This is a genomic window from Glutamicibacter sp. NPDC090743 (assembly GCF_044769125.1).
Taxonomy (GTDB): domain Bacteria; phylum Actinomycetota; class Actinomycetes; order Actinomycetales; family Micrococcaceae; genus Glutamicibacter.
The window spans coordinates 240,705-253,430 of sequence record NZ_JBIVXE010000004.1; the positions used below are offsets into that span (position 1 = coordinate 240,705).

The 12,726-nt window shown below is 63.6% G+C and carries 13 protein-coding genes; 11 read left to right on the top strand and 2 right to left on the bottom strand.

Going from position 1 to position 12,726, the window contains the following annotated elements:
- The first annotated feature begins 103 nt into the window (after nucleotides 1–103).
- The 5 genes from ACIQTS_RS09875 to ACIQTS_RS09895 all read left to right on the top strand — a co-directional run bounded on the left by ACIQTS_RS09875 (nucleotide 104) and on the right by ACIQTS_RS09895 (nucleotide 5,757).
- Nucleotides 104–772 (top strand): response regulator transcription factor, encoded by a 669-nt coding sequence (locus tag ACIQTS_RS09875; protein WP_105657866.1) that lies wholly within the window; start codon nucleotides 104–106, stop codon nucleotides 770–772.
- Nucleotides 769–2,205 (top strand): ATP-binding protein, encoded by a 1,437-nt coding sequence (locus ACIQTS_RS09880; protein ID WP_402473071.1) that lies wholly within the window; start codon nucleotides 769–771, stop codon nucleotides 2,203–2,205. The genes ACIQTS_RS09875 and ACIQTS_RS09880 overlap by 4 nt, the downstream gene beginning before the upstream one ends.
- Entirely contained in the window at nucleotides 2,195–3,169 is a 975-nt protein-coding gene (locus tag ACIQTS_RS09885; RefSeq protein ID WP_402473074.1) for a TAXI family TRAP transporter solute-binding subunit, read from the top strand. The genes ACIQTS_RS09880 and ACIQTS_RS09885 overlap by 11 nt, the downstream gene beginning before the upstream one ends.
- Before the next feature lie 84 nt (nucleotides 3,170–3,253).
- Entirely contained in the window at nucleotides 3,254–4,570 is a 1,317-nt protein-coding gene (locus ACIQTS_RS09890; RefSeq protein WP_402473076.1) for a M20/M25/M40 family metallo-hydrolase, read from the top strand.
- Nucleotides 4,571–4,617: 47 nt separating this feature from the next.
- Nucleotides 4,618–5,757 (top strand): acyl-CoA dehydrogenase family protein, encoded by a 1,140-nt coding sequence (locus ACIQTS_RS09895; protein WP_402473079.1) that lies wholly within the window; start codon nucleotides 4,618–4,620, stop codon nucleotides 5,755–5,757.
- A gap of 65 nt (nucleotides 5,758–5,822) precedes the next feature.
- On the opposite strand, the gene ACIQTS_RS09900 is transcribed toward ACIQTS_RS09895, so the two are convergent.
- Nucleotides 5,823–6,056, bottom strand: a complete 234-nt coding sequence (locus tag ACIQTS_RS09900) for a DUF5703 family protein (RefSeq protein WP_105657828.1) — start codon at nucleotides 6,054–6,056, stop codon at nucleotides 5,823–5,825.
- A gap of 44 nt (nucleotides 6,057–6,100) precedes the next feature.
- Between ACIQTS_RS09900 and ACIQTS_RS09905 the strand changes: the two genes are divergently transcribed.
- The 3 genes from ACIQTS_RS09905 (at nucleotide 6,101) to mshC (ending at nucleotide 8,603) form a co-directional block, all read left to right on the top strand.
- Nucleotides 6,101–6,310, top strand: a complete 210-nt coding sequence (locus ACIQTS_RS09905; protein ID WP_105657829.1) for a hypothetical protein — start codon at nucleotides 6,101–6,103, stop codon at nucleotides 6,308–6,310.
- A 78-nt stretch (nucleotides 6,311–6,388) separates the two neighbouring features.
- Nucleotides 6,389–7,213, top strand: a complete 825-nt coding sequence (locus ACIQTS_RS09910; RefSeq protein WP_105657830.1) for an undecaprenyl-diphosphate phosphatase — start codon at nucleotides 6,389–6,391, stop codon at nucleotides 7,211–7,213.
- A gap of 127 nt (nucleotides 7,214–7,340) precedes the next feature.
- Complete coding sequence (gene mshC, locus ACIQTS_RS09915; protein WP_402473082.1) at nucleotides 7,341–8,603, top strand: cysteine--1-D-myo-inosityl 2-amino-2-deoxy-alpha-D-glucopyranoside ligase; 1,263 nt, start codon at nucleotides 7,341–7,343, stop codon at nucleotides 8,601–8,603.
- A 33-nt stretch (nucleotides 8,604–8,636) separates the two neighbouring features.
- Here the strand turns inward: mshC and ACIQTS_RS09920 are convergent, their stop codons facing one another.
- Complete coding sequence (locus tag ACIQTS_RS09920; protein ID WP_402473085.1) at nucleotides 8,637–9,545, bottom strand: PAC2 family protein; 909 nt, start codon at nucleotides 9,543–9,545, stop codon at nucleotides 8,637–8,639.
- 83 nt (nucleotides 9,546–9,628) lie between these two features.
- On the opposite strand from ACIQTS_RS09920, the gene ACIQTS_RS09925 reads away from it, so the two are divergent.
- From ACIQTS_RS09925 to ACIQTS_RS09935, 3 genes are read left to right on the top strand one after another with little or no spacing between them, the layout of a single operon-like run.
- Nucleotides 9,629–10,342, top strand: a complete 714-nt coding sequence (locus ACIQTS_RS09925) for an HAD family hydrolase (protein ID WP_402473088.1) — start codon at nucleotides 9,629–9,631, stop codon at nucleotides 10,340–10,342.
- Nucleotides 10,339–11,466, top strand: coding sequence for a site-2 protease family protein (locus ACIQTS_RS09930; RefSeq protein ID WP_402473090.1), 1,128 nt, complete (start codon nucleotides 10,339–10,341; stop codon nucleotides 11,464–11,466). The genes ACIQTS_RS09925 and ACIQTS_RS09930 overlap by 4 nt, the downstream gene beginning before the upstream one ends.
- A gap of 42 nt (nucleotides 11,467–11,508) precedes the next feature.
- Entirely contained in the window at nucleotides 11,509–12,570 is a 1,062-nt protein-coding gene (locus ACIQTS_RS09935; protein ID WP_402473093.1) for a tRNA (adenine-N1)-methyltransferase, read from the top strand.
- The last annotated feature ends 156 nt before the right edge of the window (nucleotides 12,571–12,726 follow it).

Here is a 12,726-nt window from a genome sequence, read left to right on the forward strand (position 1 = left end):
TTAGGAATGCAGTGACGTGGAGAACACGGCGTGTTCCGAATTGCTAGAATTGATCAGTTACCCATGGGCGCCGAGCCCGGATCTGAACGTCGAGGATGATGCCGTGCAGCTGTTGATCGTCGAAGACGACCACGCCGTCGCCCGCGCCCTGATCGATGCCGTGAGCGCCGCAGGACATCAGGCCGAGCATGTCAGCCGCGGTGCTGACGCGCTGTTGAAGCACCACAGTGCCCAGATGATCCTGCTGGATCTGGGCCTGCCGGATATGGATGGACTGGAAGTCCTGCGCAAACTGCGCCAAATCAGTGAAGTCCCCGTGGTCATCCTCTCGGCGCGCAATGACGAGCGGAGCGTTGTCCGGGGACTGCGCCAGGGCGCCGACGATTTCCTGGTCAAGCCCATCGGGCTGGCGGTCCTTCTGGCCCGCATCGATGCGGTGGCCCGCCGCGCCAAGGTCCAATCCAATGACAACGGCGGTGTGCTCATCGCCGGCGGATTGCGTGTGGACACCGGGAAGCACGAAGCAATTCTGAATGGACGGCACCTCCAGCTGACCGCCAAGGAATTCGAGCTGCTGGCATTGCTGGCCCAGCATGACGGAGCGGTGGTAACCCGGGAGCAGATTCTTGATCGCTTGTGGGGCGACGCGTTCGTGGCGGTGTCGCGCTCCTTGGATGTCCACCTCACCGGTTTGCGTTCCAAGCTTGCTGCACCCGGGATGATCGTGAACGTTCGCGGAGTTGGTTACCGGCTAGAGACGCCAAACCCGTGAGGCTGCGCGTACTGGGCATCCTGGGCACGCTGCTGCTTGCAATCGTCGCCATCGTCAGCGCGATGCTGTTGCAGAGCGTCAGCCGTGATGCCACCGCTGAAGTCCAGTTGAACCGGTTGTCGGCATTGAACCGCTTTGTCCAGCTTGCCACCCATGCTGATCTGGCAAATGACATGTCGCTGCTCCAGCTGGAGATGGACACCTATAGCGACCTCTATGGCGAAGGGCTGCTGATCAATCTGGGCCAGCGGCAATTGGTCTCGGGCAGTATCGATCCTGCGGATCCCGAGGTCGCTGGCACCGTGCGCAATTCAGAGCTGAATCTGGGACTGGTCCAGATCCCGCCGATCGATCCTCTCTCGGATGCCACCGCCTTGCTCTCGCAGCCGTTCGGCAATTCTGCTCAAGTGCTCGGCTCTGTCACGATGCAAGTGAACTTGGAAACTGCACGCGCCAAGGTGCTGGAAAAGTCCAGCCTGCTGTGGCTTGTTGTCATTTCCATTGGCGCTGGACTCCTGCTCTTGGCCGACCGCCTGACCTTCTGGGTGCTCCGTCCGGTGCACCGGCTCAATGATGCCGTCAATGACATTGCGCGGCATCAGGCACCAGTTCTCCTCGAAGAGCAAGGCCCACCGGAACTGCGCCGGCTATCGCGGTCGCTGGGCAGCATGGCCCGAACTATGGCCGAGAGCCTGAAGCAGCAGCAGGAGCTCATTGCTGAAACATCCCATCAGCTCCGGAACCCCGTTGCCGCCTTGCGGTTGCGCGTGGATCTTTTGAAGATGCGCATGGGCGACCAAGCGGATCCCGTCGGAGTGCACGCGGTGGAAAACGAACTGCATCGGGTGGAAACCCTGCTGGACGGCGTCATGCGCTTGGCCAGCGCCGAGCATCGGCTAGCCGAGCAAAATGCGGGGGAGTCCTTGCCCGAGACAGCCGTGCACGGCCAACAAGTCGACGTCGGGCAGATGCTCGCTGAGGAAGTCGAACGCCAATCCGAGGTTGCCCGGCAACGGGGAAACCAGCTGGTGCTCGATGGCAGCGCCACCTCGGGGCAGACCGCCATGGTGTGGTGCAACGGATTCGATTTGCAGCAGATGCTCGCGGAACTCCTGGAAAACGCCTTCAAGTACGCCCCTGGCAGCAAGATCGTCCTGGGCCTGCGGCTCAACCCGGGAACTGCCAGCATCCAAATACAGGATCACGGAGCCGGCATGAACGCTGCTGAACTCGCGAATGCAGGCGAGCGGTTCTGGCGTGCAGAACGTGTGCGGCACAGTCCGGGAACAGGTTTGGGACTGGCTATCGTGGATCGCTTGGCGCGCGCGAATGCCGGTGAGCTCACGCTTGAATCGGCTCCGGGCGAAGGGCTCAAAGCAACGATCAGCCTGCCCCTGCATGGCAGCAAGCCCGAGGTGCGCGATGAATCCTGAGCCCATGCCGTCCCGGCGGAACTTGCTTCGATATCTCCTGGCAGCCCCAGTCGCCGCCGGACTGCCAGCGCTGAGTTCCTGCAGCTCGTTGACCATTGCGCATCGATTGGATATCGCCTCCGGTGAAGACGGGGGCATGTACTTCCAATTTGCCTCCTTGCTCTCCAACGCCTTGGTGGACCACGGCGTCGCCGAGCATTCAGCAGCCCTCAATACCCAGGCCAGCGCCCAGAATCTGGCGATGCTCGCAGAAAATAAGGCCGGGCTGGCTCTTGCCCTGGCCGATACGGTGGACCAGTACCGGAAGGACAGCGCTCCACAGGCGCAGCCGATGGCCCTGGGCCGCGTCTACCAGAACTATTTCCATTGCATCATCCGCACAGCAGCCGGGATTAGCTCGCTGCAGGATCTGGCAGGACGCACCATCGGCACCGGTGCGCCAGGGTCAGGTACGTGGGTGACCGGCCAGCGCATATTGCGTGCAGCGGAGCTGAAGAATCGCGGGATCGCGCCCAAGGAGCTGCAGTACGGGTACGTGGCAGGGCTGGAGGCGCTGGGCAAGGGAAGCATTGACGCGCTATTCCTTTTCGGCGGCCTGCCGGTTGCTTCGCTGAGCCGGCTCGCTTCAACCATGGACTTGGGCCTGCTCGATGTTTCAGCGGTGCTGCCGCAGCTGCGCGAGCGGTACCCGGATCTCTACGATCGGGTAGTCATCCCGGAGGGAACCTACCGCGGAATCAAGTCCGTGGAGACGATCGGGGTTGGCAACCTCTTGATGGCGCGCGCGGACATGCCCGAGGAGCTGGCCGGAGCCGTCGTCAAGCTCCTGGTCGCCCACGCTGATCAGCTGGTGCCAGAATCCAGCGCCGGCATCCAGTTCTTGACCCCCGAAACCTTGGTCAGCACCGGAGGCCAGCCCCTGCACCCGGGCGCGAGGAAGGCCTACCAGGAACTTCACGGCTAGAAATTGCGCACGTGCACACACGACGGTGGGGGCTTTGCCCACTAGTGTGTATTGCAAAGCACTGCTACGAGAGGATCATTGGCGATGTCCACTGCTGGCGACATTCCACTCATGGAAAATGAAGCCGTAGAGATCTGCAGGAAACTGATTCAGATCGACACGACGAACTATGGAGGCAACAAGGGCGCGGGGGAGCTTGACGCCGCCCGCTATGTCGCTGGGCTGCTCGAGGACGTCGGCCTGGAAGCCACGATCTATGAACCCGCTCCCGGGCGGGCCAACGTGGTCACCCGCATCCCGGGGGCCGATCGGGCATTGCCGGCCCTGGTCGTGCACGGCCACCTGGATGTCGTGCCGGCCATCGCCGAAGACTGGAGCGTGGATCCTTTCGGGGCCCAGATCATCGATGGGATGATCTGGGGACGCGGAGCGGTGGACATGAAGAACATGGACGCGATGATTATCGCCGCCATCCGGCACCTGCAACGCGAGAACATCACCCCGCGGCGCGATCTGGTCATCGCCTTCTTCGCCGATGAGGAAGCTGGCGGGGACTATGGTTCCGGCTGGATGGTGCAGAACCATCCCGAACTCTTCGCCGGGGCGGCCGAGGCCATTAGCGAAGTCGGCGGGTTCTCGGTCGAAATCAACGGCCGCCGGGCCTACATGCTGCAGACTGCGGAAAAGGGCATCGCCTGGCTGAAGCTGGAATCCAAGGGCATGGCCGGCCACGGCTCGCAGCTCAACACCGATAATGCGGTCACCCATCTGGCAGGAGCCGTCCATCGCATCGGTGAGCATCAATGGCCGCTGTCCTACACCAAAACCACTCGCGCATTGCTTGAGCAGGTGGCCGAGCTGTCCGGACTGGACTTCGATGAAGCCGATCCGGCCCCGCTGCTCTCGGCCATGGGCAATGTCTCGCGCTTCGTCGGGGCTACCTTGCAGAACACCGCGAATCCCTCCGCCCTGGAGGCAGGCTACAAGCACAACGTCATTCCCGGGCAGGCCGCAGCGCTGATCGACTGCCGCACCCTGCCCGAGCAGCACGAAGCCACCTTGGAGACCCTGCGTGAACTGGCCGGGGAACACGTTGAGCTGTCCATGGTGCATGAGCAGGAATCCCTGGAGGTGCCCTTCGCCGGTGCGCTGGTGGATTCCATGATCGCGTCGTTGCTGGCTGAAGACCCGGATGCCGTGGTTCTGCCCTATATGCTTTCTGGCGGAACCGATAACAAATGGCTGGCCAAACTGGGGATCACCGGCTACGGATTCGCGCCGCTGCAACTTCCTGCCGAGCTGGATTTCACCGGAATGTTCCATGGCGTCGACGAACGCGTGCCGGTGGACTCCATCAAGTTCGGCGTGCGGGTGCTCCAAAACCTCTTGCAGGAATACTAGAACCAGCGTTGGCCCAGCCAGCACAACAGAATCCAGGAGCAGAATCCTTGACCATCGAATCCATACTGAGCGACGAGCTGCTTGAGCGTTTCCGGGACCGGGCCGCCGGCTATGACGAGTCGAACTCGTTCGCCATCGAAGACTTCAACGAACTGGTGGAACTGGGCTACCTCAAGGCGCTGGTGCCGGCAGAGCGCGGGGGACTGGGCTGGAACTTCCAGACCCTGGCCCTGGCCCAGCGCCGCCTGGCCACCGCGGCACCCGGCACGGCCCTGGCGATCAACATGCACCAGGTATGGGCGGGCGTCGCGTACTTGCTGCAGGCCCGCGGGGACCAGCGCCTGGATATGGTGGCCGATTGGATTGCCGAGGGCGAAGTCATGGCGTTCGGGATTTCGGAGCCCGGCAACGACGCGGTGCTCTTCGACTCGAAGACCAGGGCGAGAACTGCTGCCGATGGCTCGGTGGAGTTCAATGGCGTGAAGATCTTCACTTCGCTGGCACCGGCGTTCACCCGGTTGGGGGTGTTCGGCAAGGATGAGGAATCCGGGGAACTGGTTCACGGCTTCGTCGCCAGGGGCGAGGGCGTGCATTCCATGAACGACTGGAACACCCTGGGCATGCGGGCCAGCCAGTCGCACACCACGAAGCTGGAAAATGCGGTGGCCCCGCGCGAATGGGTGCATAGCCGGCTGCCGGCCGGCCCAAACCAGGACCCGCTGGTCTTCGGCATCTTCGCATCCTTCCTGACCCTGACCGCAAGCGTCTACGTGGGCATCGCAGATCGTGCGGTGACCCTGGCCCAGGAGGCCCTGGGACAGCGGGTGCACCAGGACGGGACCCGGTATGCGCAGGATGTGCGCGCCCGCGGGCTCTTGGCCGAAGCGGCGATGCGCCTGCTGGCCCTGGATGCCCTGCAACGCTCGGTGGCCGGTGACCTGGAGGCCAAGGCGGATCACCAGGGCGCGTGGTTCCCCAAGCTGGTGACGCTGCGCACCCTGGCCGGGGACACTGCACGGGAGAACATCCAGGTGGCCGGACAGCTGCTGGGCGGTGGCGGATATTTCCGGGGGTCGGAGTTCGAACGGCTCTACCGCGACGTGCAGGCCAGCTGGTACCACCCGTCCAATGCCGCTTCGGCAGCCAATACGGTGGCCTCGTGGCTGGTAGGCCCGCTCGACAGCTGAGGCAAGGACCCGCGGTTGCCGTGAGGGCCAATCGCGGGCACGGAGCCATGTGCCCAGTTGCCGGTTCAGGGAGCCAGGGTGCTGCGAATGCGCATCACCCGGCGGCGCAGCCAGTATTTTTGGGCGCCGCCTTCATAGCGGCAGGTGCGCATGAGCTCCCATTTGCCGTTATCGGCGTGCTCCCGCAGGGCGGCGCGGGCGACATGCTTTGGTTCGCCCGGGAAAGAAGTTATGACCAGGTATTCAAAGCGCTGGTCATCGGGATGATGCAGCGGTGGCTTAATTCTTTCTTCGAGCATCCTGCCCCCTATCTAAAGAACGCCGTGCGTTGTAGCCTCATGCTATGAGTACTGAACCGAGTTTTGCACTGCAAGCATTTATTGCACGCCTGGAGCAGCACCTGGCAATTGTGTCGCAGAGCCGCGGTGCTGGCGAGGCATCCGTCGACGCGGCTTTTGGCGCGCTGGCCGATGCCTTCGAAGACTATGAAGACGCCCTCTACGATCAGTATTCCGAGTTATTGCCCTTCACCATACCCTCGGATGATGCGTGAGTACGACCACGGAGTGAATTTTTCCTATTCCGTGTTTCTGAGTCCAGATAGTCGCAATCGGTGAAGTAATGTCGAGGGGTGAATTGGTTTGAAGCAGCTTTCCTAGGATTGATCCAGGGCCTGACCGAGTTCCTCCCGATCTCGTCCTCAGCCCACTTGCGTATCGTTGGCGAACTCCTGCCCAACGCCCAAGACCCCGGAGCGGCATTTACCGCCATTACCCAGCTGGGCACCGAAACCGCAGTGATCGTCTTCTTCTGGCGTGACATCGTGCGGATCATCGGCGCCTGGTGCAAGGCGCTGGCCGGCAAGATCCCGCATTCGGATCCGGATGCCAAGATGGGCTGGCTGATCATTATCGGCTCCCTGCCGATCGCGATCCTGGGCCTGCTGCTGGAAGACTACATCGATACGAACTTCCGTTCGCTGTGGATTGTTGCGACCACACTGGTGGTCTTCGGCCTGATCCTGGCCATCGCCGACCACTACGGCAAGCAGCAGCGCACCTTGGACAAGCTGACCGTCAAGCACGGCATCTTCTACGGCTTCGCCCAGGCCATGGCCTTGATTCCGGGCGTCTCGCGTTCGGGCGGCACCATCACCGCTGGTCTGCTCATGGGGTACACCCGTGAAGCCGCAGCCCGCTACTCGTTCCTGCTGGCGATCCCGGCGGTGTTCGCCTCGGGCCTGTACAAGCTGGTGAAGTCCTTCGACGAACCAGGTGTCTACACCCTGGCGCAGACCGGTGTCGCTACCGTCGTGGCCTTCGTCGTCGGCTTCCTGATTGTGGGCTGGTTCCTGAAGTTCGTTTCCACCCACTCCTACCGCTTCTTCGTCTGGTACCGCATCCTGCTGGGCCTGGCGCTGTTCGTCGCTCTGGGATTGGGCTGGATGGCCGCCTGATCCAGGTTTTCCAAGATGTCCGTGGACTGCTTCACGGGCATCTTGCAGTTAACGGGAATAAACCTCGCCTTGCTTCACTTGGAGTTAAAGGAAGAAATACGTCGCATCTGCGAAAGGATGTCCATAAGTGCACGCGTGGAATAACCCTGAGGTACCTCAGGTGGCTGGTTCAGCACCAACACTGGAACTTTTCAATACCGCCACCGGAGCCCGACAGGCCACTGCGCCAGCGGATGAAGCTATTGCGCCGGCCAGCATGTACGTTTGCGGTATCACCCCCTATGACGCCACCCATATGGGCCACGCCGCCACATATGTCACCTTCGACCTGGTGCAGCGCACCTGGCGCGATGCCGGTCGCACCGTGGCCTACACCCAGAACATCACCGACGTGGACGACCCGCTGCTCGAGCGCGCCGCAGCAACCAACGTCGATTGGCGCGAACTGGCCGAGTCGCAGATCCAGCTCTTCCGCGACGACATGGAAGCCCTGAACGTCATTCCGCCGCAGAACTACATCGGCGCGGTGGAATCCATCCACTGGCTGGTCCCGGTCGTCGAGCAGCTGCTCGATGCGGATCTGGCCTACCGTGTGCCGGCTGGTGCCGATGGGGTGGAAGGCGACGTGTACTTCGACACCCTGGCCGCCCAGAACGATGCCTGGAAACTGGGCGCCGTTTCGAACTACGACCGCCAGACCATGCTCGGCTTCTTCGCCGAACGCGGCGGGGATCCGGATCGTGCCGGCAAGCGCGATGCGCTGGACCCGCTGCTGTGGCGTGCCGCCCGCGAGGGCGAGCCGTCATGGGATGGCGGCAAGCTCGGTGCCGGCCGCCCGGGCTGGCACATCGAATGCTCGGTGATTGCCCGCAAGACCCTGCCGGCCCCCTTCACTGTCCAGGGTGGCGGCTCGGACCTGATCTTCCCGCACCACGAATTCTCCGCGGCCCACGCAGCTGCTGGCGATAACGCGGAACTCGCGCAGACCTACGTGCACACCGGCATGGTGGGCCTGGACGGCGAAAAGATGAGCAAGTCCCTGGGCAACCTGGTGCTGGTTTCCAAACTGCGCGAAGCCGGCGTCGAGCCGGTAGCGATCCGCGCCGTACTGCTCTCCCAGCACTACCGCAGCGACTGGTTCTGGACCGAACAATTGCTGGCCGCAGCCCAGCAGCGGGTGGCTGCCTGGCGCCAGGCCTTGGCCACCACCAGCAACGAGGACGCAGCCAAGGTAGTGGAAAGCATCCGCAAGCACATGGCCGATGACATCGATGCGCCCTCCGCGCTGGAGGCACTCGACCGGTGGGCGGCGCAGCCGGCCGGCTCGAATGGCGACGGCGCCGAAGCGTTGCGCCACGGCATCGACGCGCTGCTGGGGCTCAAGCTCTAGGCAGCACCGCGCCAAGCATCCCGGGGTCCGGCTTCAGATATCGAAGTCGGACCCCGGGCTGTCTTTGCGGTACTTTCCCCGGCGGCGCAGATAGCGCTCGAATTCCCGGGCAATGGACTCGCCGCTGGCCTCGGGAAGCTCGCTGGTGTCCGTTGCCTGCTCCAGCTGTTCAACGTACTTGGCCACATCCGGATCCGCTGCCGCGAGCTCATCGACCCCATGCTTCCAGGCCAGCGCATCCTCGCGCAGTTTCTGGTCCGGCACGGAGACCGGGATGACTTCCTCCAGCAGCTCGATGATGGCCAGTTGCACCCGCGGGCTGGGGGACTGCGCAACATAGTGGGAGAGCTGCGCCCACAGCGACAGGCTCGGGATCCCGTACCGTTCGAACTCCACGCCGAGCACCGAGGGGATTCCGGTGGGCCCCTCGTAGGTGGAGGCGCTGATCCTCAGGTGTTCCTGGAACCGCGGATCGTCGCTGGCCAGCGAGGTCGGCACCGGCCGGGTATGCGGCACATCAGCCAGCAAGGCGCCCAGGGTGAGCACGGCATGGGCATTGTGGGATTGGGCCACCTTGATGATCCGCGAGCAGAAGGTCTGCCATTTGAACGTCGGCTCGACACCCAGCACCACCAGCAGGTCGGCGGCCGCCTGGGGCAAATGGATCTTGAAGATCTCGGTGCACGGCCAGTCCACTACGCGCCCGGTCCCGGTGCGCCGGGTCTTGGGCCGGGTGAACTGGTAGTCGTAGAAATCGTCCTCGCCCACGGTGGCCACATGCTCATGGGCGTTGCACTCGAGCAGCAGGCGGACGGCGTCCGTGGCCGCCGAACCGGCGTCGTTCCACCCCTCGAAGGCAGCCAAGACGATGGTGGGGCGAATCTCATGCTGGGTCTTGGCAATATAGCTATTCAGCGTCGGGGTGTGGTATTCCTCGTTCATTGAAGACTCCTTGGCAGCACTCGATGCTCTCGGCGTGGCTCGCCGAAGCGGCTTAGCCCCACTCTTCCATCTAGAATGGACTCATGCCAAGCACCAGTTTTGACTTTGCCGCCGGAACCGAGCCCGCAACCCCCCAAGCTGTCCTGTGGGATATGGACGGTACGCTGATCGACACCGAACCCTATTGGCTGGCTGCCGAAGCTGAGCTGGTGGCTTCCCATGGCGGCTCGTGGAGCCATGAACAAGGCCTGGCCCTGGTCGGCAACGCCTTGCCAGATGGCGCCCGGGCCCTGCAGCAGGCCGGGGTCAAGCTGGAGATCCGCGAGATCATCGACTGGCTCTCTGCCCGGGTGGTTGCCGGCATCCGCCGCGAGATCCCCTGGCGGCCAGGAGCCCGCGAATTGCTCGCGGCGTGCAAGCAGGCAGGCATCCCGCAGGCCCTGGTGACCATGTCCGAGCGCAGCATTGTCGATGAACTGATGCTCAGCATCCCCGAAGGCACCTTCCAGGCCAGCGTTACCGGTGAAGAGGTCGCCAACGGCAAGCCGCACCCGGAACCTTATCTGGCTGGACTGCAGCTGCTTGGCCAGTGCACCGGGAAAGAACTGGAAGCAGCCAGGTGCATTGGTTTCGAGGATTCCGTGCCGGGCATCGCCTCGGCGTCCGCGGCCGGGCTGCATGCGGTGCTGGTTCCCAACGCCACCGACCCGGGAGAAGGCAGTTGGCGCCGGATCGACAGCTTGGCATCCGTGGATGTACATGAAATGACTCGATGGTTGGTGCAGGTTAGCGCGTGAGCGACACTCAGGAAAAGTCCCCTGGAATCAAGCTGGGGCGTATCGGGGGCGTCCCGGTCTACCTCTCCAGCTCGTGGTTCCTCATCACCGCGGTCATCACCTTCAGCGTTGGCATCCAGCTTTCGCGCGGCGGAATCATCCCGCCGCTGAACGCCTACCTGATGGGCCTGGCCTGCGCGGTGGCTATTGCCGTGGCCGTGCTGATCCATGAGGTCGCGCACGCGATGACCGCGCGCGCCTTCAAGTGGCCCGATGCGCACATCGTGTTGACGCTGATGGGCGGGCACACCCAGTTCGGTTCCTTCAAGGCCAAGCCCGGCGCCTCGCTCTGGGTGGCACTCTCCGGACCGCTGTCGAACTTCCTGCTGGCCGGAATCGGCTGGCTGGTGATCGAGAACGCGGCCATGGGCGTGTACCCGAACCTGCTGCTGGACTTCTTCGTCTATGCAAACCTGCTGCTCGGCGCCTTCAACGCGCTGCCCGGGCTTCCGCTCGATGGCGGGCGGCTGGTCGAATCGATCGTCTGGAAGGCCACCGGATCCCAGTTCAAGGGCACCATCGCCTCGAGCTGGGTGGGCCGGGCAATCGCCGTGGGCCTGGTCTTCTACTTCGTGATCTATCCTCTGGTACGCGGCGAGCAGCCCCAGATCATCACGGTGGTGGTCGGCATCATGGTGGCGATGTTCATGTGGCAAGCCACCACGCAGCTGATTGCGCACTCCAAGATGATGCTGAACCTGCCCACCGTGATCGCCACCGACTTGATGCGCCCGGCTTCGGCCATGGTTTCGCACGCAACCGTAGCCGACGTGCTCTCCCGCCAGAACGCTCGCGGGGGAGAGATCATCCTGGTCGACACGAAAGGGATGCCGGTCGGGGTCATCGATGCGCAGGCACTGTCCCGGGTGGACCCGAACCAGGCGGCCCAGGTTCCGGCCTTGGCCGTGTCCCGTGCCCTGGGCCAGGGCGCGATCGTGGCCGAGGATTCCGATGGCCGCGCACTGATCGACTACCTGGCCAGCGTGGACAGCGCCGAATACGCGGTGATCAGCGCCACCGGGCAGGTGGTGGGCCTGCTGCACCAGCGGCAGATCGTCAACGCCGTCACCGGACGCCGCAAGTAAACTCTATACAGACTGAAAAGCACCAAGAAAAGGATCACATCAGTGAGCGAAGCTAAGAGCCAGGCGCCGCACGGCGCGGCAGCCCGTCGCGGCCCCTTCCGTGTCGGCGACCGCGTGCAGCTGACCGACGAGAAACGCCGGATCAACACCATCACCCTGCAGCACGGTGGAGAGTTCCACACGCACAAGGGCGTGCTGCCGCACGAGGCCATCATCGGCCTGCCCGAAGGCTCGGTCATCGAGAATATCGACGGCTTCCGCTACCAGGCCCTGCGCCCGCTGGCCAAGGATTTCGTGCTCTCCATGCCGCGCGGCGCCACCGTGGTCTACCCGAAGGATGCCGCGCAGATCGTGCAGTTCGGCGACATCTTCCCGGGCGCACGCGTCGTCGAAGCCGGTGTCGGTTCCGGAGCGCTGTCCATCTCGCTGCTGCGCGCGGTCGGCGATGAGGGCTTCCTGCACTCCTTCGAGCGACGCGAGGAATTCGCCGATATCGCCCGCGGCAACATCTCCACCGTCTTCGGTGGCGAGCACCCCTCGTGGCAGATCTCCATCGGCGACTTCCAGGACAGGGTCGTCGAGCTGGAAGCACCGGGCAGCATCGACCGCGTGGTCCTGGACATGCTCAGCCCCTGGGAATGCCTGGATGCGGTAGCTACCGTGCTGGCGCCGGGCGGCGTGTGGACCAACTACGTGTCCTCGGTGACCCAGATGTCCCGCGTGGTCGAGGCCATCCGCGCTTCGGGCCAGTTCACCGAGCCAGAGTGCTTCGAAACCCTGGTGCGCGGCTGGCACGTCGACGGCCTGGCTGTCCGCCCGGATCACCGGATGGTGGCGCACACCGCATTCCTGATCACCTGCCGCCGTCTGGCCGATTCCGCCGATGGCATCCCGAAGGCCAAGCGCATCAAGGAGCACTCGTACTCCGATGAGGACCTGAGCGCATGGACGCGCGATCACGCCGACGGCGAGTGGACCGCTGAAGCACTGGGCGAGCGCGGCTTGTCGGATAAGAAGCTGCGCCGGGCCGCCCGCGATGCCAACCAGTCCGTGCGCGTGCGTGCCGCTGAAGAAGGCGCCGAAGGCGCTGGCGGCGAAGCCTGAGCTGCAACCATATATTGAGACATTGCGTCTCATTATGTGACATTGGGCCCCGAGTGTTCTGCACTCGGGGCCTTCAGTTCCTAGGATGGAAGCAAGACGGTGCGCCAAGCACCGGAAAAAACCTCATCAGGGCGCACGAACCGCCCCGGTGACGTT

What these genes read in the sequence shown, in the direction of transcription:
- ACIQTS_RS09920 (WP_402473085.1), bottom strand. Translation starts at nt 9,545, where the DNA reads ATGAACGAGGAATACCACACCCCGACGCTGAATAGCTATATTGCCAAG.
- ACIQTS_RS09900 (WP_105657828.1), bottom strand. Translation starts at nt 6,056, where the DNA reads ATGCTCGAAGAAAGAATTAAGCCACCGCTGCATCATCCCGATGACCAG.
- ACIQTS_RS09905 (WP_105657829.1), top strand. Translation starts at nt 6,101, where the DNA reads ATGAGTACTGAACCGAGTTTTGCACTGCAAGCATTTATTGCACGCCTG.
- ACIQTS_RS09890 (WP_402473076.1), top strand. Translation starts at nt 3,254, where the DNA reads ATGTCCACTGCTGGCGACATTCCACTCATGGAAAATGAAGCCGTAGAG.
- ACIQTS_RS09925 (WP_402473088.1), top strand. Translation starts at nt 9,629, where the DNA reads ATGCCAAGCACCAGTTTTGACTTTGCCGCCGGAACCGAGCCCGCAACC.
- ACIQTS_RS09885 (WP_402473074.1), top strand. Translation starts at nt 2,195, where the DNA reads ATGAATCCTGAGCCCATGCCGTCCCGGCGGAACTTGCTTCGATATCTC.